The sequence below is a fragment of the Maribacter arcticus genome (assembly GCF_900167935.1).
GTDB lineage: Bacteria > Bacteroidota > Bacteroidia > Flavobacteriales > Flavobacteriaceae > Maribacter > Maribacter arcticus.
This window is the reverse complement of sequence record NZ_FUYL01000001.1, coordinates 234,947-256,220: the sequence shown is the minus strand read 5'-3', so window position 1 is coordinate 256,220 and position 21,274 is coordinate 234,947. Positions and strand designations below refer to the sequence as shown.

Here is a 21,274-nt window from a genome sequence, read left to right as displayed (position 1 = left end):
CTATTTTTTTTTAATTGAACTTTCAATGAAGTCTCCTAACGCAGTGTAAGAATCCATTAATTCCTCATAGGTTTCAATGGTATCTTTTTGAGGATGGTATTCCGCTTCAAACTCACTACCCATATGTGTACTTGCTTCCACAACATTTGGATAAATGCCCGATGCTACTGCTGCATAAATGGCAGCTCCAAGGGCAGGTGTTTGATCTGAGGCAGCTACTTTTATTGGCATATTCATCACATTTGCCAAGGTTTGCATAATATACGGCGACTTTCTAGCTACACCGCCAATACCAATAACCGAATCAATCCGTACACCTTCATCCTTAAATCGGTCGGCTATTTTTTTCGAACCAAAACAAATGGCATTCACTAAAGCCTTAAATATATGAGGTGCTTTACTACCTAAGGATAGGTTTGAAATTGCACTTTTTAGATTTTGGTCGGCATCTGGTGTTCTTCTACCATTTATCCAATCTAAGGCGGTTGGTATACTTTCTGATAACGGAATAGCGGCTGCTGCATCAGATAATTTTCTAATGAAGTCGTTCTCGATTTCAGTTTTTAAGTCCGCTTTTTGCTGTTCAGACAAAATATTGGATGTCATTACCAAATTATCAATGGGCCAATCTAACACATCTTTAAACCAAGCAAGCAAATCTCCGAAGGCAGATTGACCTGCCTCCAACCCTATCAAGCCTGGTATTACAGAACCATCAACCTGACCACAAATACCTTTTATAGTTTTACCATTAATATCATCTTTTGTTGCCACCATGATATCACAGGTAGATGTGCCCATTACTCTCACAAGAGCATTTTCATCTATTTTGGCACCCACGGCTCCTGAATGTGCATCGAACGTACCCACGGCAATTACGGTAGCTGTAGTCAACCCTAGTTTGTCTGCCCATTCTTGACTTAAATGACCAGCAACCTCATCCGAGGTATAGGTTTCATCATATAGGTTATTTCTCAAATCTCCCAAATACGGGTCTAACTTTTCTAAAAATTCTTTAGGTGGGAGTCCGCCCCAGCTTTCATGCCACATGGCTTTATGGCCTGCCGCGCATCTGCTTCTTTTAAATGACTTTAAATCTTTATTATCGATAAGCAGGTAGGTCATTAAATCGCAATGCTCCATCCACGTGAATGCATTGTTTTTAACTGCTTCATCTTGTTTTACTACATGTGCGATTTTTGCCCAAAACCATTCTGAAGAATAAATACCTCCCACATATTTCGTGAAATTTTCCCCACCCCATTGTGCTCCCAATTCATTAATGCGTTCAGCTTCAGCAATTGCAGTATGGTCTTTCCATAGCACCATCATCGCATTGGGGTTTTCAGTAAAACCCTCCACCATTGCCAACGGAGTTCCCTCTTTGGTCACCGGAACTGGTGAAGACCCAGTTGTATCTATGCAAATACCTTTTACGTCTTTAGGATTCACTTTACTCTGCGTAATAACAGATTTTATGGTGATTTCTAAACCTTCTATATGATCATGTGGATGTTGTCTAAATTGATTTATGGAAGGGTTGCAATATTTCTGTTCTGACCATCTTTTATACCAGTGAACTTCAGAAGCAATCTCTTCTCCGTTTTCTGAATTAATAAGTACGGCCCTAACGGAATCTGAACCATAATCTAAGCCAATTACATACCCTTTCATTTTTTTAATTCAATTTTTGCGAAGTAAATATAAGTATTTGATTTTATAAGTGTCAATAACACACTTTTAATTAAATTTTATTTTTCATGAATACATACAAATTGAGCCATTTAATCATCAATCTATTTTGAACGCACCTTCTCTTTACTGATTTTCTTTTGCTATCCAAACCTTCATTTTACCCGTTCCCCTATTTGACCATGCATAGTAAGGAATCGCTTTAAGGTTTCCATTAAAAATAGTATTTACACCGCCCAAAAGGTTTTGCTCCATTTGCACTTTAAAATCATCATTTGATGGTATAGTGATTGCATCAAAATTGCTTTTATTATCGATTTCTTCGATGGCATAAACAATAGGGCCATATTCTAATGCTACCTTTCCTCTATTTTCTGCTACTTGAAGTGAAGTTTCTACCACACGAACATTCATCGGAAATTTTAACGCTATCGTTTTGCCTTCTATTTTTTCACCGGAAAGAGTAATATATCCATCCAAAGAATTAACAACTTCTTTTTTACCATCTAAATAGACCTCTACATTACCTGTCATATCATTGACATAATCATATAAACCACCAGGTAGTACTTCATTTTTTGCCCAGCCAGGTATACGCATTTTTATGTTGAATTTTTCCTTTGCTTCGGCAAATACATTAATCTGTACATCACCGTTCCATGGGTAATTGGTTTTTTGAGTTATGATTAGGTTGTTTTTCGCCAGATTTACTTTTGCCTCACTTGAAGCATAAAGATTTACATAAACCTCATCTTCCGTTTTTGAATAAATCAAACCTGGCATAGCAGGTAAAAAACGTACTACATTAGTAGGACAGCAAGAGCAATCAAACCAAGATTTTCTGGTAGTCGCCCCTTGGTTGAATTCATATTTACCATCCGATTCCAATGCATTTGGATAGAAAAATTCAGTACCACTTAATGACAGTCCAGAAATCAATCCATTATACAAGGTACGTTCAATAACATCAAAATATTTTACATCTCCAGTTAAGTTAAACATTCTATGGTTCCAATACACATCACCAATTGAAGCACATGTTTCATTGTAAGCGGTTAAATTTGGGAGTTCGTAGTTTTCTCCAAATGCTTCTCCTTCATGTTTAGCACCAATACCCCCCGTTAGGTACATTTTCTTCTCCACCATATTGTTCCATAACTTGTCTATTGCTTTATGATAGGCCGTATCATTTTTCAATGCAGCAATATCCGTCATGGCAGCATACATGTAAACTGCCCTTACCGCATGGCCAACTACTTCATCTTGGTCCACTACTGGAATGTGATCCTGGGAATAGGCCCCGAACAATTCATGGTTTTCAGGATTACCCCTATTGTCCAAAAAGTATTTTGCCAAATCTAAATAGGCTTCTTTCCCCGTAACTTCATAAAGCTTTATCAAGCCTGTTTCAATAATCTGATGCCCAGGAACTGCAGGTATTTTTCCTTCTGCATCCCCAAAAGTTGCTACCATTAAATCTGCGTTCTTTAAAGCGATATCCAAAAAATTCCTTTTACTGGTTGCCTTAAAATGAACAACGGCGGCTTCATACATATGCCCCGCATTATATAATTCATGACTCATGAACAGGGATTCCCAACGCTTTCCTTCCTTAACCTCAACCCATTCCGCAGGTGGCTTAGCAGGGTTTATTGTTCTCCATGTGGTCAAATACCCATCTGATTCTTGACCTGTTTTCACGATTCCGATCAAAGAATCAAGTAATTTTTCCAAAGGCTTGTTTGGGGCACTTATCAGTGAATTGGAAGCACCCTCTATTACTTTATAAACATCTGAATCGTCAAAAGGCATAACTCCTTTTACCGGTCCCTCCATTTTTCCGCCAGCAATCAAGAAATTATCAAAACGACCTTCTTCCTCACATTTTTCTATAGCATACGCTATTGTTTTTTCTTGTACCCGTTTAATGATCGGCAACCAAAACTCATCCGTTAGCTTTACATGTTGAATATTTACAGGAGTTAGCTGATACCCTGATTTTTTTTCTGGAACACTTGAGGAATTGTCCTTTTTACCTTCCTCTTGACATCCCGTAAAAAGGATCAGTGATGTTGCTACAGCTAATAATAGTTTAGTCCTTTTCATTTGATACAATTATTTTTATTTCTTTCCTTCCAAAACCAGTACTGAAAAAGGTGGAATGGTAACCTCCAACATTCCTTTATTAAATTTGAAATCCTTGAAATTTTTAGGTTCGATTTTGTTAGGGTTATCAAATGTATTATGATCCTGTAAACTTTCAGAACTCAATATAGCACCCATTATATTTTTTAATTTCAAATCGGTTAAATCAATAGATACGGTACTGCCATTTTTAGTGTCGATATTGGTAAAAGAAATATGTATCTCTTCATTTTTATCTTTTGAAGCAGAAACCGTTAATGCTGGCAAAGATTCTTCCTTAAAATTATACGAAGGCGAATCAAATGAGAGCGGTATCAATGTAGCATCTTGATGCACTTTATACATATTCATTACATGGTAGGTTGGTGTAAGAATCATTTTCTCATCTTCAGTAAGAATAACCGCTTGTAGTACATTTACGGTTTGTGCAAGGTTTGCCATTTTTACCCTGTCCGCATGGTTGTTGAAAATGTTCAGGTTCATCCCCGCAATCATAGCATCACGCATGGTATTTTGTTGGTAAAGAAATCCGGGATTTGTACCCTCGGAGACTTCATACCATCCACCCCATTCATCAACGATCAGATCAACCTTCTTTTCTTCATCGTATTTGTCCATAATGGCCGTATGCTTAACGATAAGCTCTTCCATTAACCACGATTCCTTCATGGTCTTGAAATAGGTTTCTTCATCAAAATTTACATCCGGACCTTTAGCACCCCAATCGATTACTGAATAATGGTGAAGGGCAACCCCTTGCAACATATTTTTAGGTATATTTTTCATTAATACCTCTGTCCAGTTATAATCGTCATTACTGGCCCCTGAAGCTATTTTATAAATACCTCCCTCAACATCGGCATCGGACATGAACGTGACGTATTTTTTATAGATATCCGCATAGTATTCTGGGCGCATATTACCTCCGCAACCCCAAGCTTCGTTACCTATTCCCCAATATTTCACCCCCCATGGTTCTTCCTTGCCGTTTTCGCGTCGTAAATCGGACATAGGGCTTTTACCCTTAAAATTGGTGTACTGCACCCAATCGGCCAATTCCTGCACCCCTCCACTACCTACATTACCGGACAAATAGGGTTCGGCCCCGAGTTCCTCACAGAGGTTCAGAAAATTATGGGTCCCAAAACTATTGTCCTCTGTAACCCCACCCCACCAAGTGTTTACGATGGTTGGCCTTTTTTCCAAATCACCTATTCCATCCATCCAATGGTAGGTATCCGCAAAACACCCTCCTGGCCAACGTAAATTCGGAATCTGCAATTCTTTTAAGGCTTCAATGATATCTATTCGCACCCCCTCTGAATTCGGAATGACACTATTCTCACCAACATAAAAACCCTCATAAATACATCTGCCCAAATGTTCTGCAAAATGGCCGTATATATGTTTGCTTATAATTGGAGCATTTTCAATACTAACAATTTCAATTTTTGTTTGAGCAGAAATTAATTGGGAGAAGCCAACTAAAATCAAAATTGCCCCAGACTTTAAAAAATGTTTATCCATAAAAATGTGTATTAATCTTAAATATGATTCTATAAATTCTAGCCTTATTTAAAATCGAATTAGTGTTTTAGTTCACTACAATTTATTCAACAATAATAATTAAAAAAAGTGTGTTTTAAACACTTAACTATAAAAAATTATTACATCATAAATAAATCCTTTAAAATAATTAGCTTGCAATTCTATTAGATACATAATGATACTTAGCACATACAATAAAGAAGACAAAGTATTACTTGCAGTAGACTGCATTATTTTCGGTTTTTTAAAAGATGAATTAAAAATTTTACTAGTAAAAAGAGACTTTGAGCCTGAAAAAGGAAAATGGTCACTTATTGGTGGTTTTCTTAAAAAAATAGAAAATTTAGATAAGGCTGCAATAAGAATTTTACATCATTTAACAGGTCTTAACAATATTTACATGGAACAGGTTTATACCTTTTCTAAAGTCGACAGAGATCCTGCAGAAAGAACCATATCTGTTGCTTATTATGCACTAATTGATATTGCTACCCATGATAAGGAACTTTTAAAGCAAAACCCTATTCATTGGTTTAATTTAAAAGACGCACCAAAATTGATATTTGACCACAACCGTATGGTAGAAAAGGCAATGGCTAGATTACGCAGAAGGGCACTGAGCAAACCTATTGGCTTTGAACTGTTGCCTGAAAAATTCACCATGCGTCAACTGCAAAAATTGTATGAAGCAATTCTTGACACCAAATTGGACAAACGAAATTTCATCAACAAGTTCAATTCATTTGATATCCTGATAAAATTAGAAGAAAAGGATATGAGCTCTTCTAAAAAGGGCGCATATCTATTTAAGTTTGATCAAGAAAAATATAACCGAAAGGTAGAAGACGGTTTCAACTTTAAAATCTAAAACTTTAAAATACGGTTTTAAGAAAATTATCGATTCCCTTTACCGTTGGTTCAAACCAAGGGTTGTAAAGCACAAAGGAATGTGGTGCAGTTTCAAAAGAGATAACTTCTGAATAGGTACTGTTATTTCGTAAAATTTTGATATAATCTTCTCTACCAGCATGCATTCGTGCTACCGAACTATTTATAAATAAAGTAGGAGGTGTTTTTTCATTGACATAAGTTAGCGGGGAGGCCATTTTCCATAAACCAGGATTTTCAGCTTTACTATAACCAAACCAATATGTTGCCGCAGAAGTACCTTTACTATCATCTCCTTCTCCACTTTCAGGATGCACAAAAGACAATATACCGTCTAAATCAATAATTGCATTAACATGCGTTGATATTTCTGAATTACAAATATCATTCTCGAAAAGCAGTTTATTTGCCGTGGTTCCTAAAAAGGCAGCCAATTCACCCCCTGCCGAAAAACCAGAAACCACAATTTTCTCAGGATCAATATTGTACTTAATTGCATTTTTACGCACCCAACGTATTACAGCTTTTAGATCGTAAACTGCTGAAGGGAACAAAGCTTCGGTAGACAATCGATATTCTGGCGTAAAGGCTACGTAACCCTTATTAGCTAATTGTTGTGCTAAGGGATAATGTTGAGTTCTATTACCTGTGCGCCAACCTCCACCATGAATGATAATAATTGCCGTTCTTAATGTATTGGATTGAATTTTAGGCTGAAAAACATCTAGTTTCAAATTTCTTTCTCCAAATGAGCAATAGGTAATGTCATTTTCCTGTTTAACCGAATCGAAATCAAATTCTTTGACAATCTTAATGTACGGATGTGTCTTAATATCATTGGCAAATGCTGAAACAGTAGTATAGGAGGTGTCCCGTACTCCTGTAATTCCTTCAAGATTTTGGGATACAACAGTATTGAATATCATTACCATTATGGCAGAAATAGCATATGAGAATATCTTAAAGTCCATAAATTTTCTTTGTTTGACTGAATTTGGCATAATACACTCCATCGCCAAAATTATTCTCCCAAAATTAGTCTTTTGTATTTTTAATTATAGTCCCAATTCAAACTTTCTTAGTACGAAAATTTCAACTATTAATTAGAGTATAACTTACAATTATAAATAATATTTTACCTTAAAGTATCTGATATCTTCATAGAAATCTTCTTTATTCGATTACGAAAACGATTAAAAATTATCTTAAAATACCAATTCAAATTGATAACGAATAGACATTTTTAAAATAACTAACTCTCTCAAGATTTATCTTTAAATCAATTTTAGTTTCTTTACCTAATCTATATCCTAACCCCATTTCTTTACGTTTATCGTATATTTATAATTCTATTTATAATGAGCAAGAAAACAACCATTTACGATATTGCTAAAGAGCTACAAATTACAGCAGCTACTGTTTCAAGAGCCTTAAATAATAATCCTAGAATCAGTAAGAACACACGTGAACTTGTACTTGAAACAGCTTCAAGAATGAATTATAAACAGAATAGACTGGCTTTGGCACTTAAGAGTGGGAAAAGTAATAATGTTGGTGTTGTTGTACCCTATATAAATAGAAGTTTTTTCTCCTCGGTTATTAGAGGTATAGAAGATGAACTATATCCAAAAGGGTATCATGTAATTATTTCCCAAACACACGAGGATAAAGAACGAGAGCTTAAAATAATTCAAAATCTTTTAAATGCTCAAGTGGATGGTATTTTGATATCGACGTCATATTCAAATGATGAGAAAGACAAATTAGAACCTGTTCTAAAAAAAACTACCCCATTTATTTTCTTTGATAGAAAACTAAATTTCCCTGATATAAGTTCTGTAACGATTGATGATTTTCAAGGTGGTTTTGATGCCACTAAACATTTAATTGACCAGGGCTGTAAACGAATAGCTCATTTTTACGTAAACAATGATCTTGAACTTTATCAAAATCGTTTAGATGGGTATAAAAGTGCTTTGTTAGAAAACGGATTAGAATTTAAACCTGAGTATGTAATCTCTTTAAAAAGTGACATGGAAGCAGGCATGAAAGCTGCCGAAAGACTAATGAAACTACCTTTACCACCAGATGCAATTTTCTCATCAACCGACAAGGGTCTTCTAGGGGCTATAAAGTATTTACAAAGTTTATCTATCAACATCCCCGATGATTTCTGTGTTGTTGGTTTCAGTAATGATCCATTCACACAATTCATGGAACCATCAATAAGTTCTGTAGACCAATCACCCGTAGAAATGGGAAGAATGGCTGCCAAAGTATTTTTAGAGCAAATGGCAAGCGAACACGCAGTGAAAATTAACAAGGAGGTAATCTTACCAGCTAATCTAATCATCAGAAAATCATCCAGTAAAATTCAAAAGAAGTAATGTTTTTAACTGATATTTAAAGGGATACTCCTCTTTTCCAAGGAATAAAATCATCTTGACCTAATACATCTGCCTTTGCCTCTATTTCGCCACTTGCTACTTGAACAACATACTCCAAAATCTCCTCACCCATTTGTTGAATCGTTTTTTCACCACGAATTACTGCACCGGTATCAATATCAATAATATCTGGCATACGCTCAGCAAGAATCGTATTTGAAGATACCTTTAAAACAGGTGCAATAGGATTACCTGTTGGCGTACCTAACCCTGTTGTAAAAACTACAATATTAGCCCCAGACCCGACCATACCTGTCGTGCTTTCTACATCATTACCTGGGGTACAAAGCAAGTTTAGCCCAGGCTTAGTTACGTATTCACCATAATCTAAAATTGCTTCAATTGGTGATGTTCCACCTTTTTTAGCAGCACCAGCAGATTTCATCGCATCTGTGATTAAACCATCTTTTATATTTCCTGGAGAAGGATTCATATCAAAACCTGAACCCGCTGCCTCGGCCGAAGCTTCATAAGCCTTCATTAATTTCATAAATCGAATAGCATCATCATCATTGACACATCGATTAACGAGCTCCTGCTCTACCCCACAAAGTTCTGGAAATTCAGAAAGTATTGGAGATCCACCAACAGCTGCAAGAATATCTGAAGCATACCCTAATGCCGGGTTTGCAGAGATTCCAGAAAAACCATCAGACCCACCACATTCCAATCCCATTTTCAATTTAGAAATAGAAGCTGGTTTACGTTCAATAGCATTCGCAGCTTTTATGCCTGCAAAAGAATCTTTTATAATGGTATTCAACATTTCATCGACAGTACCCATCTGCTGTTGCTCATAAATAAGCACAGGTTTGTTTAGATTAGGATCAATGTCATTCAATGCATTCCTTAACAGGTCAATTTGTAAATTCTGACATCCTAAACTTAAAACAGTAGCACCAGCAACATTAGGGTTTTTTACATACCCAGCTAAAAGTTTGGCCAAGGTTTGTGAATCTTGGCGAATACCGCCACAACCACCTTGATGTGTAATGAATTTAACGTCAACATTGTCAAAAGTTTCACTGCTCGTTTCGGCTTTTCCATCGTTAAAATCAGCATCTTTCCCATTAATAAGATTCCGTAATAATTGTCTTTGTTTACGCTCTTTACCCATAGATAGTTCTTTTTCAAAAACTTCTTTAAGCACCTCTATATTTCGGTTCTCACAAAAAACTAAAGGAAAAAATAACCACACATTTTGTGTGCCTACCTGGCCATCTGATCTATGGTATCCCATAAATGTACGGTCTTTCCACTTAGAAATATCTGGGGCGCTCCAAGTAACCGACTTAGTTCTTTTTGTTACCAAATCACTTTGGTGTTTTACATTCTCGGTCGTTAGCACATCACCTTTTTTAATTGGAAACATTGCCTTACCTACCAAAACGCCATACATAAAGATTTGATCCTCCTTATCAAAATCAACAAATGCAATTTTATGTTTTGCTTTGGTATCGGATATGATGATTATATCTTCACCTTCATATTGTACACGATCACCTTGCACCAAATCTACCAAGGCAATTGCTACATTATCTTCAGCCTGTACTTTAATCAACTTTTTCTGCATGGCTTTAATTTAAAAACTAACTTAATTTTGAGAACGCTTCTTTGATTCCGTATTCATCAATCCTTTGTAAGTATGTTGCGATAGCTTCTGTTAATCCTTCAATTTTATTCAAATCTTCATCCCAATAGGCTGTTTTACCTAAAACTTGAGATGCAATATCCTCCATTGAACCCGATTTCCATATCGCAGACATTTCAGCTACAATTTCCTTATCATCATTTACAGGTAATTGCTTTCCGTCCCAACTACCCTTATAAAAGCGTATTAAACAAGCAAAAGTAAACACTGTTCGTGTTGGCAAACTGTCTGTTCGCTTTACATATTCCAGCAAACTTGGCAAAACCCTTACCTTAAATTTGGATATAGAATTTAATGCAATACTGGCCAATTGATGTTTTATAAAAGGATTTCTGAATCGGTCAAAAACTGCTTCAGCAAAGATTTCCAACTCTTCCTTTTTCATATCAAGGGTTGGAATAATTTCATCAAAAACCAATGACCGTATAAAAGGACCTGTAAAACTTTCTTCTATAGATTCTTTAACCGTTTCATTACCGTAAAGTATTGAAAATGGAACCATTGCTGTGTGAGCACCGTTTAAGATTCTTACCTTTCTAGTTCGAAACGGCTGCATATCAGCTACAATTTTCACATCTAAATTGGTCTTATGAAAAGGTAATTTTTCCTTTAAAGAAGCATCTCCTTCAATCACCCATAAAAAGAATGTTTCTGCACTTACAATTAGGTTGTCTTGATACTCTAATTGCTTATTATAACCCTCAATTTGGTCATGTGGATAACCAGGCACAATTCTATCCACCAACGTATTATGAAAAGAACAAGAATTTAATATCCAGTGTTCAAAATCTTCGGATAGGTTCCATAACGAAACATAATCTAGAATAATTTGTTTTAAGGTGTCTGAATTATGATTAATCAATTCACACGGAATTATAGTTAACCCTTTATCCTCTGCTCCATTAAAATGAGTAAATCGTTCAAATAAAAGTCTCGTCAATTTCGCCGGAAAAGAACTAGGTGGAGTCATTTCTAACGTATCTGATGCTACATATGAAATACCAGCTTCGGTAGTATTAGAAACTATAAATTCTAATTCTTCTTCTTTAGCCAAATTCAAATAAGCATTATAATCAATATAAGGGTCAATCCCTTTTATAATATTGGTGATGAGCTCTTTTTCTTCTACCTCCTTGCCGTTCAAAATACCCTTTGAAAACAACGTATATAATCCATCTTGATCATTTAACATTGATACCATACCTTTATCAATAGGCTGAATAACTGCAATACCCGCATTAAACCCTACTTCATTATTCAAGATTTGAAATGCATATTCCACAAAGGCACGTAAAAAATTACCTTCTCCAAACTGAATTATTTTGATGGGTAAATTGGTAGAAATTCCTGTGTTTTTTCTATTTAATTTCCGCATGATTCTTTTAAAAGAATAATAATTTTATAAATCAAATAAGCTAGGTAGCCATAAACTTAATTGTGGAATGTAAGTCACCAAGAATAACGCAACAATCATTGCAATAAACAAAGGTAACAAGGGCTTAAAAACCTTTTCTATGGTGGTTTTAGCCACACCAACCCCAACAAATAATACTGAGCCAACAGGAGGTGTGCAAAGACCTATACAAAGGTTCAATACCATTATAATTCCAAAGTGTACTGGATCTAGCCCCAGTTTTGTTACTACAGGTAAAAATATAGGCGTAAAGATGAGAACTGCAGGTGTCATATCCATAAAAATACCAACGAACAATAACAGTAAATTTATAATGAGAAGAATCACAATTTTATTATCACTAAGGCTTAATAGACCAGTACTAATATCTTGTGGAATATTCTCATAAGACAAAGCCCATGACATACACATTGAAGAGCCAATTAACAGCATAACGATTGCCGTAGTTGCTGATGAGTCCAATAAAATTTGTGGAAGCTTAGGAAGCGTTATTTCTTTATAAATAAACCCTAAAATTAAGCTATATAAAACCGCTATAGCAGATGCTTCGGTAGCTGTAAAAATACCGGTAACAATACCGCCAATTACTACAACCAGCATAAATAAACTTGGTAAGGCATCGATGAACGTTTTCGTTACTTCTTTAATAGAACTACGTTTACCTACCTTATATTTTTTCTTTTTTGCCCAGAATGCAGCAACTATCATTAAGAATAATCCGGTCATAATACCCGGGATATACCCAGCTAAAAATAAGGCTGCAATGGATGCACCACCACTAGCCAATGAATAGACAATTAATACATTACTCGGTGGTATAATCAATCCGGTAGTTGCCGATGTAATATTTACCGCAGCACCAAATTCTTTTGAGTATCCTTCTTTTTCCATCTCAGGCCCCAAAATACTACCCATGGCAGAAGCAGATGCCATAGCTGAACCAGCAATTGCGCCCATTAACATAGCAGCTATAACATTTATTAAAGCTAAACCACCAGGTAATGACCCTACCAAGGTTTTTGCGAATGCTATCAATCGATGTGCTATTCCTCCTTTATTCATAAGCTCACCCGACAACACAAAGAAAGGGATGGCTAATAGTGCAAAACTATCGAGCCCAGTCGCCATACGTTGAGACACTGTTGTAAATGCAGGTATAGCAGGTATACTAACCAACATAGTTAATAACGAAGAAATTGCAATACTCCACGCAACAGGGGTGCCTATCGCTAAAAGGCAGACAAAACTAATTACCAGTACTAAAATTGGAATATGTTCCATCATGATTTTAAATTTTTCAAGTCCGATGCTTTATAATACATAATCAATATTCCACTTATAGGAATAATAATATAGACTACCGCTAAGGGCAATTGCAAGGCAGGTGATTGCTGTCCTAACACATACGATATATATACCAGTCTAGAACCGCCTATTACGAAAGCAAAAAAGACAAAAAGGATTATCAAAATAGTCACAATAATCTTCAGATTTTTTTGGGTTTTCTTATTCTGCCGTTTCGGTAAAATATCAATAGCAACATGTAGATTGCGCCCAGAGACATATGCAGCGCCTAAAACACCAATCCAAATCATAAGGTATCGAGCTAATTCATCGGTAAAGGAGCTAGGGTCACCAGTTACATATCTTGTAAATACTTGCCATAAAACATTGAGTACCATTATTGACATAATAAAAACCAATGTTTTGCTTAAAATAGCGTCTATTTTGCTTCGCATAGTAATTAATGAGTTTCTTGAATTTGTTTAATCAGCGGATATATTTCGGCATCATCTTTATAACCTTCGTAAATACCCTGAACTTTTTCGGCAAAAAGCGATTTATCTGGTCTAAATATTTTAACGCCCGCCTTTTGGACTTCACGTAAAGCTTCTTCCTCTGCTTCTGCCCAAAGTATGCGCTGATATTTAACTGATTCCTTTACAGATTCGGTTAACCACTTTTGTTCTTGTTCATTAAGTTTATTCCAAACATAAGTACCTATCAATAATACATCTGGCAATACCGTATGCTCATCTAAAGAGTAGTATTTACAAACTTCATAATGACGAGATAAATAGAAACTAGGCGGATTATTTTCAGCACCATCGACAACACCTTGTTGCAAAGAGGTATACAATTCACCCCATGAAATAGGCGTTGGTGAACCACCTAAAGCCTTAACCATATTTACCGCTGTAACGCTTTCCATCACCCTAATTTTTTCACCCTCTAAGTCAGAAGGTTTTTCTATAGGTTTATTCATGGTATAAAAACTACGACTACCTGCATCATAATACCCTAGGCCTTTTAACCAATACTTTTCGCCATCATTCAATAACATTTTACCAATAGGACCATCAAGAACATCAAACGAATGTTGGCGATCTCGAAACAAAAATGGTAATCCTAAAACCTTCATTTTTGGTGCGAAATTTTCTAATACCCCTACAGAAACTTTAGTCATATCTAAACTGCCAATCTGCAAAAGTTCTAGACATTCACGTTCGGTACCTAATTGCTGACTGGGGTATATTTCTAAGTTAAGCTTGCCTCCAGAACGCTCTTGTAAATCTTCTCCCATTTTTACCATTGCCTTGTGAACCGAGTGACTTACGTCTAACCCATGTCCTAATCGTATGGTTTTCGTTTTATTGTCTGCACCACAACCCAAAAGAGTTATAGCGAGAATCAAAATGGATAGAATACTTTTGCGTTTCATAAGCTTAGTTTGATCTAATCTTTTTTATAAGTGCTAAGGCATCTGAAACCTTTTTCTCTAATGCTACATAATCTTTGTTGGCAAGAATATCTTTACTTATCAGTTGAGACCCCATACCTACACAAGTTACGCCTGCGTCGAACCAACCTTTTAAGTTACTTTCTTCTGTACTTACACCACCGGTTGGCATTACACTTGTCCATGGTTGTGGGCCTTTAATAGCCTTCACGAAACCTGGACCATAGGTAGAACCTGGAAACAATTTTATAATCTCACAACCTAGTTCTTCTGCTCTATTTATTTCTGCCAAAGATCCACAGCCTGGTGACCATAATACCTTTCTACGGTTACATGCTATGGCGATATCTTCACGTAAGGATGGAGTAACTATAAAATTAGCTCCCATCTGCATATAAAAGCTAGCTGCCGCAGCATCAGTTATCGAGCCAACACCCATAATCATACCCGGAAGCTCTTTAATCGAAAATTTGTTTAATTCTAAAAAAACTTCAAAAGCGAAATCTCCTCTTGCTGTAAATTCCATTAATCTAGCTCCGCCATCATAACAAGCTTTCATTACATTTTTACCAAGTTCAATATCTGGGTGATAAAATAAAGGAACCATGCCTGTTTCTTTCATCACTGCTGCAACTTCTAATCTCGAATATTGTGCCATTCTATTTTGTTCTTTGTAGCTGGCAAATAATCCTTTGAATTAATCCCAAAGAACTATCAGCCAACTGCTAATTATTATTTTATCGCGCTACTCTACCTGATGCATCGCCACCCATTAACTTCTCTACTTCAGATATTGTAACTAAATTGGCATCACCTTTAATAGTGTGTTTTAAACAAGACGCTGCAACAGCAAAATCCAAAGCATTTTGATCATCTTCTGGGTACTTCAATAAACCATATATTAAACCTCCCATAAAAGAATCTCCGCCACCTACTCTATCTACAATATCGGTAATTTGATATTGACGGGTTTCGTACATTTTTTCACCATCCCAAAGTACACCTGCCCATGTATTGTGCGATGCAGAAATAGAACCTCTAAGAGTTGTTATCACTTTTTTTGCTTTTGGAAATTTTTTCATCATCTGCTTACAAACCGATAGAAAAGCTTCAGCTTTAACATCAGCTCCATCTTTATGTACATCTATCCCTTCTGGATGAATTCCGAAATGCTTTTCAGCATCCTCTTCGTTCCCCAATATAACATCGCAATACGATGTAAGTTCGGTCATGATTTTTTCACGATCTCCACCATAATTCCACAATTTCGCTCGGTAATTTAAATCCGTTGAAATAGTAATTCCCTTTTTATCAGCTGCCTTAACAGCCTCTAAACATACATCTGCGGCCCCTTGAGAAATTGCTGGCGTTATACCTGTCCAATGAAACCACTCTACACCATCAAAAACAGCATCCCAATCGATCATACCCAATTCGATTTCGGCGATTGCAGAATGAGCACGATCATAAACCACTTTACTACCACGGCTTACAGCTCCTGTTTCTAAAAAGTAAATACCTAAACGGTCTCCACCAAATACAATTTTACTTGTTCCTACACCTCTCTTGCGCATTTCCATTAAGGCACATTCCCCAATATCATTTTTAGGTAATCGGGTTACAAAATCAACAGGAACACCATAATTGGCCAATGAAACGGCAACATTTGATTCACCACCACCGTACACTACATCAAACTCGTTGGTTTGAGAAAATCTTAAAAATCCTGGAGGTGATAATCGAAGCATGATTTCACCGAAAGTGACTACTTTTTTCATTATTCTATTAAATTGTAATTTGTTTTAAAATCTAAAATATTCTTTAGCATTATTGTAGCAAATATCTTGAATAATTTTACCGACTAATTCAAAATCTTCTGGCAATTCACCTCGCTCCATTTCCTGCCCAAAAAGGTTGCACAAAACCCGTCTAAAATACTCATGCCTAGGATAAGAAAGGAAACTTCTAGAATCAGTTAACATACCTATAAAACAACTAATAAGACCCATATTTGAAAGTGCATTTATCTGTTTGGTCATACCATCTTTCTGATCTAAAAACCACCAACCAGAACCAAACTGCATCTTTCCCTTTACCTTACCATCATTATAATTACCTATCATGGTGGCCATTACTTCATTATCAGCCGGATTGAGATTGTATAAAATGGTTTTGGTAAGTTTATCTCTAGAATCTAACGCATTTAAAAAACTTGATAATGTTGATGCTTGAGAATAATCTCCTATAGAATCCCAACCAGTATCGGGCCCAAGTATGCTATTCATTCGTGCATTATTATTTCGTAAAGCTCCTAAGTGAAATTGTTGAATCCAATCACGTTTATGGTATTGCTCACATAGAAATAGTAATATGGAAGTTTGAAATTTTTCACCTTCCTCTAACGACAATTGTTTTTTCGTTCTTCTTTTTTGAAATATTATTTCAATTTCAGAATCGGTAAATGTTCTAAATGGAACATAACTTAAACCATGGTCAGATAGTGTACATCCATTCCCTTCAAAATAGTCTAATCTCAAATTTAGGGCATCACATAAAGACTTATAAGAATCAATAGTAACATTACTTACTTCTGATAATTTTTCTAAATAATCCAGATATGTATCACTTAAAATCATAATAGCCTTATCTGGTCTAAATGCCGTACTTACCTTCACGCTAAAATCACTATTCTTAATTTTAACATGATGATCCAAACTATCAATTGGATCCTCGGTCGTACAAACAACCTCTACATTCATGTTTTTTATCAGATTTCGGCAACTAAAGTCTGCTGTTTGTAGTTTGGCCGTTGCTTCATCATAAATTTCGTTCGCTGAATTAGAATTCAGTAAAATATCAATGTCAAAATATCTTTTCAACTCTAAATGCGTCCAATGATATAATGGGTTTCTTAAAGTATAGGGCACTGTTTTTGCCCATTGAGCAAACTTTTCCTTATCTGAAGCATCTCCAGTTATATACTTCTCTTCAATACCAAAAGTTCGCATTGCCCTCCATTTGTAATGATCACCCTTAATCCAAATTTTTGTAAGATTCTCAAAAGTGCGATTATTTGCTATCTCATTAGGAGGTAAATGACAATGATAATCTATGATTGGCATTTGAGATGCATAATCATGAAATAGCCTTTGGGAAAACTTATTCTCTAAAAGGAAGTCATTTTTTATAAATGTTTTGCTTGTCAGTATAGAATTACTCATTAAATTTCATTTGAAGGTTTCCCAATAGTAGCCAATATACCACCATCTACATAAACAATATGCCCATTAACAAAATCGCTTGCTTTTGATGCAAGAAAAACTGCTGTACCTGCTAGATCTTCTGGATTACCCCATCTAGCTGATGGTGTTCTATTAATTATAAAATCATTAAAAGGGTGACCATCTACACGAATAGGTTCTGTTTGAGAAGTTGCAAAATAGCCTGGGCCAATACCGTTTACTTGAATATTATGTTTTGCCCATTCAGTAGCTAAACTACGCGTCAACATTTTAAGCCCACCTTTGGCAGCGGCATAGGCTGAAACACTATTTCTTCCTAATTCACTCATCATAGAACAAATATTGATGATTTTACCGCCTCCATTTTTAATCATTCTATTTCCTACCAATTGAGAAATAATAAAAGCACCGACTAAATCTACCTCAATGACTCTTCTAAAATCATCAACAGGCATCGTAGTTGCGAGTTCTCGCTTTATAATACCTGCGTTATTAACCAGTATATCAATTTCACCTCCATCATCAACAACTTCAGCAATTTTGGTAGCTGCTAACTTATCGTCTGTTATATCAAAAATATAACCCGAAACCTTAAATCCTTTCTCTTTATAAACAGCTAACGCTTTATTCATCTTAGAAGGCGTTGTACCTGTAATAATTAGCTCTGCTCCCGCATTTGCCAATCCTTCAGCCATAGCCATGCCTAGACCGTGGGTACCACCAGTAACCAATGCACGCTTACCTGTTAAATCGAACAATTTCATAAGCTTATCTTAATTCGTTAGGAGCGCAAACATCCATATCACTATAATCTAAATTCTCACCAGCCATACCCCAAACAAATGAATATGCACATGTACCGGAACCAGAATGAATTGACCATTCAGGTGACAACACTGCTTGGTTATTCTCCATGAATATATGGCGTGTATGTTGTGGCTCACCCATAAAATGACAAACTGTTTGTCCTTCCTCAACATCAAAATAAAAATAAGCTTCCATTCTTCTATTGTGGGTATGTGCTGGCATGGTGTTCCAAACGTTACCAGGTAACAACTCGGTCAATCCCATTTGCAATTGACAGGTTTCTACAATACTATTGACTATTAATTTATTCAGCACACGCTTATTTGCATATTTTTCATCTCCCAATTGAATTACTTCAGCTTCATTTGCACTAACCTTTTTAGTTGGAAAACTTTTATGGGCCGGAGCTGAGTTTAAGTAAAAAAAAGGTTGTTCTCCAGAGACAGATTCAAAAATCACTTCTTTTACACCTTGACCAACATATAAAGCTTCTTTTTTTGCCAATTCATAAGCTGTACCATCGACAATTATTTTTCCTTTACCACCAACATTAACCACACCCAGTTCCCTACGATCAAGAAAATTATCTGACTTCAAGTATGGAACAGTTTCTAATTTCACAGATTGGTCAACAGGCATAACGCCACCAACAATATACCTATCATACATTGAATAGGTCAATTGCACACTATTCTTTACAAATAGCTTAGGTATTAAAAATTCCTTTCTTAACTCTTCTGTTCCATATACTCTACTATCTACAGGATGAGCGGCGTATCTAAATTCGTGATTTGTCATATTATTATTTTATGTAATCGATTACACAAATATATAAGTTTTCACATAACCCCCAAGAAAATTGAGTGGAAATAAAAATTCTATAATTATTCTCCATTCAAATTCTCAACAATTAAATTAAAAAATTAAACTGTAGAACAACAATAAGCAATTAAATTCAGAGATTAACAATGCCATAATATGATGTTATTAATCTTTTATAATCAAACTAAGCTCCTTTTTAGGCCTTTTTAGTTAAATTGTTCATAAATACTATTATCTAATTGCCCTATAAGCATATACAATTGACAAAGAATTGCGTAATTTGAATATTATGTTAACTTTGAAAAAAAAGAAGCACATGGAGTTACTTGAAAAAGCTCAGGAATTTATAGGTCGAAAAATGAGTAATATGTCTACTAGTGACCGAGTAGAAGCATCTAGAGAGGCAAAAGCTCTTATTTTGAGCATTAATGAAATATACAAGGAAACTAAAGATCCTAGTTTAATGGATGTAATGAAAGATGTTACCGTAAAGAAGAAAAAGATTGAAAAACGATTAAATGGTGTACCATTGGTATAATTCATTTTAATCTTAGTCAATTGGATTTCTTTTTAAGAATAATCCTAAAAAAAATAAAAAACCCCTTCAAAAGAAGGGGTTTTTTATTTTTTTAATAAACTTTTATTTATTGACAGGGTTATGACACCTTTCTCACGCTGATTGTATCTTTATGTTTTATACGTTTAGTATGACTAACTGCCTTGCTGGCAAACCAACTAAATTAACTCAGCACTAAGACCAGCCTGCAATAATTTAGAACATTGCGGCTTTAATTCTTCGAATTCGCCAGTTTTAACTGTGCACTTACCTTTATAATGTACAATAAGGGAACATTGCTCAGCTTGTTCGGGAGAATGCTCACATACAGACATTAAGGTATTTATTACATGGTCGAAAGTATTGACCTCATCATTAAAAAGAACGATTTCATTTTGCTGAACCGTCTCTTCTTCTAAAAGTAGTTCTTCGGAAATTTCTTCTCTTGTGCTCATACTATTCCAATTAGTACCATCTAATTTACATATTTTGCGGCAACCCAATTATTACGTTCAAGATTTTTTTCAAATTTTAACTCTAATTCGACGCATTTTTGAGTTATCATATCTAAGTCTTCAGTATAAAAACCGCTTAACAATAATATTCCATTTTTATTCAAAGATTTTACATATTCAGGCAAATCTTCCAACAAGATATTCCTATTGATGTTGGCAATAATAATATCATACTTTTTATCTTTCAATAATGCTACATCACCTTCATATACAGAAATAAAATCCATTTTATTTCGGATTACATTCTCCTGAGCATTCAAAAAACACCAATTATCAATATCGATTGCATCAATTTTCGTAGCACCTCGCATCGCAGTTAAAATTGCCAATACTCCCGTGCCACTACCCATATCTAAAACGGTTTTATCTTTTACATTTAGCTTTAAAATATGTTGTAACATCATATGTGTAGTTTCATGATGCCCAGTGCCAAAACTCATTTTAGGCTCAATTACAATATCATATTCAACACCTATTGGTTCATGAAAAGGAGCCCTTATCATACATACATCATCTACGATAATAGGCTGAAAATTTTGCTCCCAGGTAACATTCCAATTTTCTTGTTCAATTTCTTTGTAACCATACCTAATTTTAAAATTTTTGTTCGTGAGAATTTGAATATCATTTAAGATATCTAGAGACCAATCAGCCTTTTGAATATAGGCTAAAACTTCATCCTCTTCTTCAACAAAACTTTCAAAGCCAGCTTCGCCCAATTCTGCTATGAGAATATCTGAAGCTGGTTCTTTAGGTTCTACCGTAAAACGGTATTCAATATAAATATTATTACTCATTTTAAAATAC

General features: G+C 35.4%; 19 protein-coding genes. 3 read left to right on the top strand and 16 right to left on the bottom strand.

Features of this window, described 5'->3' with window-relative positions; genetic code table 11:
• The 3 genes from B5X55_RS01180 to B5X55_RS01170 form a co-directional block, all read right to left on the bottom strand.
• The gene (locus tag B5X55_RS01180; RefSeq protein WP_079510569.1) at nucleotides 1-1,674 is read right to left on the bottom strand and encodes a ribulokinase; all 1,674 of its coding nucleotides are present in this window, start codon (nucleotides 1,672-1,674) and stop codon (nucleotides 1-3) included.
• 144 nt (nucleotides 1,675-1,818) lie between these two features.
• Nucleotides 1,819-3,798: a glycoside hydrolase family 127 protein gene (locus B5X55_RS01175; protein ID WP_079510568.1), complete on the bottom strand. Its 1,980-nt coding sequence runs from the start codon at nucleotides 3,796-3,798 to the stop codon at nucleotides 1,819-1,821.
• A gap of 15 nt (nucleotides 3,799-3,813) precedes the next feature.
• Entirely contained in the window at nucleotides 3,814-5,364 is a 1,551-nt protein-coding gene (locus B5X55_RS01170; RefSeq protein WP_079510566.1) for an alpha-N-arabinofuranosidase, read from the bottom strand.
• Between the two features lie 196 nt (nucleotides 5,365-5,560).
• Between B5X55_RS01170 and B5X55_RS01165 the strand changes: the two genes are divergently transcribed.
• Nucleotides 5,561-6,253 (top strand): NUDIX hydrolase, encoded by a 693-nt coding sequence (locus tag B5X55_RS01165; RefSeq protein WP_079510565.1) that lies wholly within the window; start codon nucleotides 5,561-5,563, stop codon nucleotides 6,251-6,253.
• Nucleotides 6,254-6,257: 4 nt separating this feature from the next.
• On the opposite strand, the gene B5X55_RS01160 is transcribed toward B5X55_RS01165, so the two are convergent.
• On the bottom strand, nucleotides 6,258-7,244 hold the full coding sequence (locus B5X55_RS01160; RefSeq protein WP_234999632.1) for an alpha/beta hydrolase: 987 nt from the start codon (nucleotides 7,242-7,244) through the stop codon (nucleotides 6,258-6,260).
• Nucleotides 7,245-7,631: 387 nt separating this feature from the next.
• On the opposite strand from B5X55_RS01160, the gene B5X55_RS01155 reads away from it, so the two are divergent.
• Nucleotides 7,632-8,660 (top strand): LacI family DNA-binding transcriptional regulator, encoded by a 1,029-nt coding sequence (locus B5X55_RS01155; protein ID WP_079510563.1) that lies wholly within the window; start codon nucleotides 7,632-7,634, stop codon nucleotides 8,658-8,660.
• Between the two features lie 16 nt (nucleotides 8,661-8,676).
• On the opposite strand, the gene B5X55_RS01150 is transcribed toward B5X55_RS01155, so the two are convergent.
• The 10 genes from B5X55_RS01150 to kduI all read right to left on the bottom strand — a co-directional run bounded on the left by B5X55_RS01150 (nucleotide 8,677) and on the right by kduI (nucleotide 19,372).
• On the bottom strand, nucleotides 8,677-10,293 hold the full coding sequence (locus tag B5X55_RS01150; protein ID WP_079510562.1) for a UxaA family hydrolase: 1,617 nt from the start codon (nucleotides 10,291-10,293) through the stop codon (nucleotides 8,677-8,679).
• A 16-nt stretch (nucleotides 10,294-10,309) separates the two neighbouring features.
• A complete protein-coding gene (locus tag B5X55_RS01145) occupies nucleotides 10,310-11,746 on the bottom strand; it encodes a tagaturonate reductase (protein WP_079510560.1) in 1,437 nt (478 codons plus the stop codon).
• A gap of 24 nt (nucleotides 11,747-11,770) precedes the next feature.
• Nucleotides 11,771-13,066: a TRAP transporter large permease gene (locus tag B5X55_RS01140; RefSeq protein WP_079511075.1), complete on the bottom strand. Its 1,296-nt coding sequence runs from the start codon at nucleotides 13,064-13,066 to the stop codon at nucleotides 11,771-11,773.
• Nucleotides 13,066-13,524, bottom strand: coding sequence for a TRAP transporter small permease (locus B5X55_RS01135; protein ID WP_234999631.1), 459 nt, complete (start codon nucleotides 13,522-13,524; stop codon nucleotides 13,066-13,068). The genes B5X55_RS01140 and B5X55_RS01135 overlap by 1 nt, the downstream gene beginning before the upstream one ends.
• A gap of 5 nt (nucleotides 13,525-13,529) precedes the next feature.
• Nucleotides 13,530-14,507, bottom strand: coding sequence for a TRAP transporter substrate-binding protein (locus B5X55_RS01130; protein WP_079510559.1), 978 nt, complete (start codon nucleotides 14,505-14,507; stop codon nucleotides 13,530-13,532).
• Between the two features lie 4 nt (nucleotides 14,508-14,511).
• Nucleotides 14,512-15,183 carry a bifunctional 4-hydroxy-2-oxoglutarate aldolase/2-dehydro-3-deoxy-phosphogluconate aldolase gene (locus tag B5X55_RS01125; RefSeq protein ID WP_079510558.1) on the bottom strand — a complete coding sequence of 224 codons (672 nt, stop codon included), beginning with the start codon at nucleotides 15,181-15,183 and terminating at the stop codon, nucleotides 14,512-14,514.
• A 79-nt stretch (nucleotides 15,184-15,262) separates the two neighbouring features.
• The gene (locus tag B5X55_RS01120) at nucleotides 15,263-16,303 is read right to left on the bottom strand and encodes a sugar kinase (RefSeq protein WP_079510557.1); all 1,041 of its coding nucleotides are present in this window, start codon (nucleotides 16,301-16,303) and stop codon (nucleotides 15,263-15,265) included.
• Between the two features lie 24 nt (nucleotides 16,304-16,327).
• The gene (uxaC, locus tag B5X55_RS01115; RefSeq protein ID WP_079510556.1) at nucleotides 16,328-17,746 is read right to left on the bottom strand and encodes a glucuronate isomerase; all 1,419 of its coding nucleotides are present in this window, start codon (nucleotides 17,744-17,746) and stop codon (nucleotides 16,328-16,330) included.
• Nucleotides 17,746-18,531, bottom strand: coding sequence for a gluconate 5-dehydrogenase (locus tag B5X55_RS01110; protein WP_079510555.1), 786 nt, complete (start codon nucleotides 18,529-18,531; stop codon nucleotides 17,746-17,748). Before B5X55_RS01110 ends, uxaC begins: the two co-directional genes overlap by 1 nt.
• Before the next feature lie 4 nt (nucleotides 18,532-18,535).
• On the bottom strand, nucleotides 18,536-19,372 hold the full coding sequence (kduI, locus tag B5X55_RS01105) for a 5-dehydro-4-deoxy-D-glucuronate isomerase (RefSeq protein WP_079510553.1): 837 nt from the start codon (nucleotides 19,370-19,372) through the stop codon (nucleotides 18,536-18,538).
• 340 nt (nucleotides 19,373-19,712) lie between these two features.
• Between kduI and B5X55_RS01100 the strand changes: the two genes are divergently transcribed.
• Nucleotides 19,713-19,934, top strand: coding sequence for a hypothetical protein (locus B5X55_RS01100; RefSeq protein ID WP_079511073.1), 222 nt, complete (start codon nucleotides 19,713-19,715; stop codon nucleotides 19,932-19,934).
• Between the two features lie 197 nt (nucleotides 19,935-20,131).
• Here the strand turns inward: B5X55_RS01100 and B5X55_RS01095 are convergent, their stop codons facing one another.
• Both B5X55_RS01095 and prmA read right to left on the bottom strand, forming a co-directional pair.
• Nucleotides 20,132-20,407: an ATP-dependent Clp protease adaptor ClpS gene (locus B5X55_RS01095; protein WP_079511072.1), complete on the bottom strand. Its 276-nt coding sequence runs from the start codon at nucleotides 20,405-20,407 to the stop codon at nucleotides 20,132-20,134.
• Between the two features lie 20 nt (nucleotides 20,408-20,427).
• Entirely contained in the window at nucleotides 20,428-21,264 is an 837-nt protein-coding gene (prmA, locus tag B5X55_RS01090; RefSeq protein WP_079510552.1) for a 50S ribosomal protein L11 methyltransferase, read from the bottom strand.
• Nucleotides 21,265-21,274 lie beyond the last annotated feature (10 nt).

Bases quoted from the DNA above. Each gene is read 5' to 3' on its own strand.
- B5X55_RS01180 (WP_079510569.1), bottom strand. From the start codon at position 1,674: ATGAAAGGGTATGTAATTGGCTTAGATTATGGTTCAGATTCCGTTAGG.
- B5X55_RS01175 (WP_079510568.1), bottom strand. From the start codon at position 3,798: ATGAAAAGGACTAAACTATTATTAGCTGTAGCAACATCACTGATCCTT.
- B5X55_RS01170 (WP_079510566.1), bottom strand. From the start codon at position 5,364: ATGGATAAACATTTTTTAAAGTCTGGGGCAATTTTGATTTTAGTTGGC.
- B5X55_RS01165 (WP_079510565.1), top strand. From the start codon at position 5,561: ATGATACTTAGCACATACAATAAAGAAGACAAAGTATTACTTGCAGTA.
- B5X55_RS01160 (WP_234999632.1), bottom strand. From the start codon at position 7,244: ATGGACTTTAAGATATTCTCATATGCTATTTCTGCCATAATGGTAATG.
- B5X55_RS01155 (WP_079510563.1), top strand. From the start codon at position 7,632: ATGAGCAAGAAAACAACCATTTACGATATTGCTAAAGAGCTACAAATT.
- B5X55_RS01150 (WP_079510562.1), bottom strand. From the start codon at position 10,293: ATGCAGAAAAAGTTGATTAAAGTACAGGCTGAAGATAATGTAGCAATT.
- B5X55_RS01145 (WP_079510560.1), bottom strand. From the start codon at position 11,746: ATGCGGAAATTAAATAGAAAAAACACAGGAATTTCTACCAATTTACCC.
- B5X55_RS01140 (WP_079511075.1), bottom strand. From the start codon at position 13,066: ATGGAACATATTCCAATTTTAGTACTGGTAATTAGTTTTGTCTGCCTT.
- B5X55_RS01135 (WP_234999631.1), bottom strand. From the start codon at position 13,524: ATGCGAAGCAAAATAGACGCTATTTTAAGCAAAACATTGGTTTTTATT.
- B5X55_RS01130 (WP_079510559.1), bottom strand. From the start codon at position 14,507: ATGAAACGCAAAAGTATTCTATCCATTTTGATTCTCGCTATAACTCTT.
- B5X55_RS01125 (WP_079510558.1), bottom strand. From the start codon at position 15,183: ATGGCACAATATTCGAGATTAGAAGTTGCAGCAGTGATGAAAGAAACA.
- B5X55_RS01120 (WP_079510557.1), bottom strand. From the start codon at position 16,303: ATGAAAAAAGTAGTCACTTTCGGTGAAATCATGCTTCGATTATCACCT.
- uxaC (WP_079510556.1), bottom strand. From the start codon at position 17,746: ATGAGTAATTCTATACTGACAAGCAAAACATTTATAAAAAATGACTTC.
- B5X55_RS01110 (WP_079510555.1), bottom strand. From the start codon at position 18,531: ATGAAATTGTTCGATTTAACAGGTAAGCGTGCATTGGTTACTGGTGGT.
- kduI (WP_079510553.1), bottom strand. From the start codon at position 19,372: ATGACAAATCACGAATTTAGATACGCCGCTCATCCTGTAGATAGTAGA.
- B5X55_RS01100 (WP_079511073.1), top strand. From the start codon at position 19,713: ATGGAGTTACTTGAAAAAGCTCAGGAATTTATAGGTCGAAAAATGAGT.
- B5X55_RS01095 (WP_079511072.1), bottom strand. From the start codon at position 20,407: ATGAGCACAAGAGAAGAAATTTCCGAAGAACTACTTTTAGAAGAAGAG.
- prmA (WP_079510552.1), bottom strand. From the start codon at position 21,264: ATGAGTAATAATATTTATATTGAATACCGTTTTACGGTAGAACCTAAA.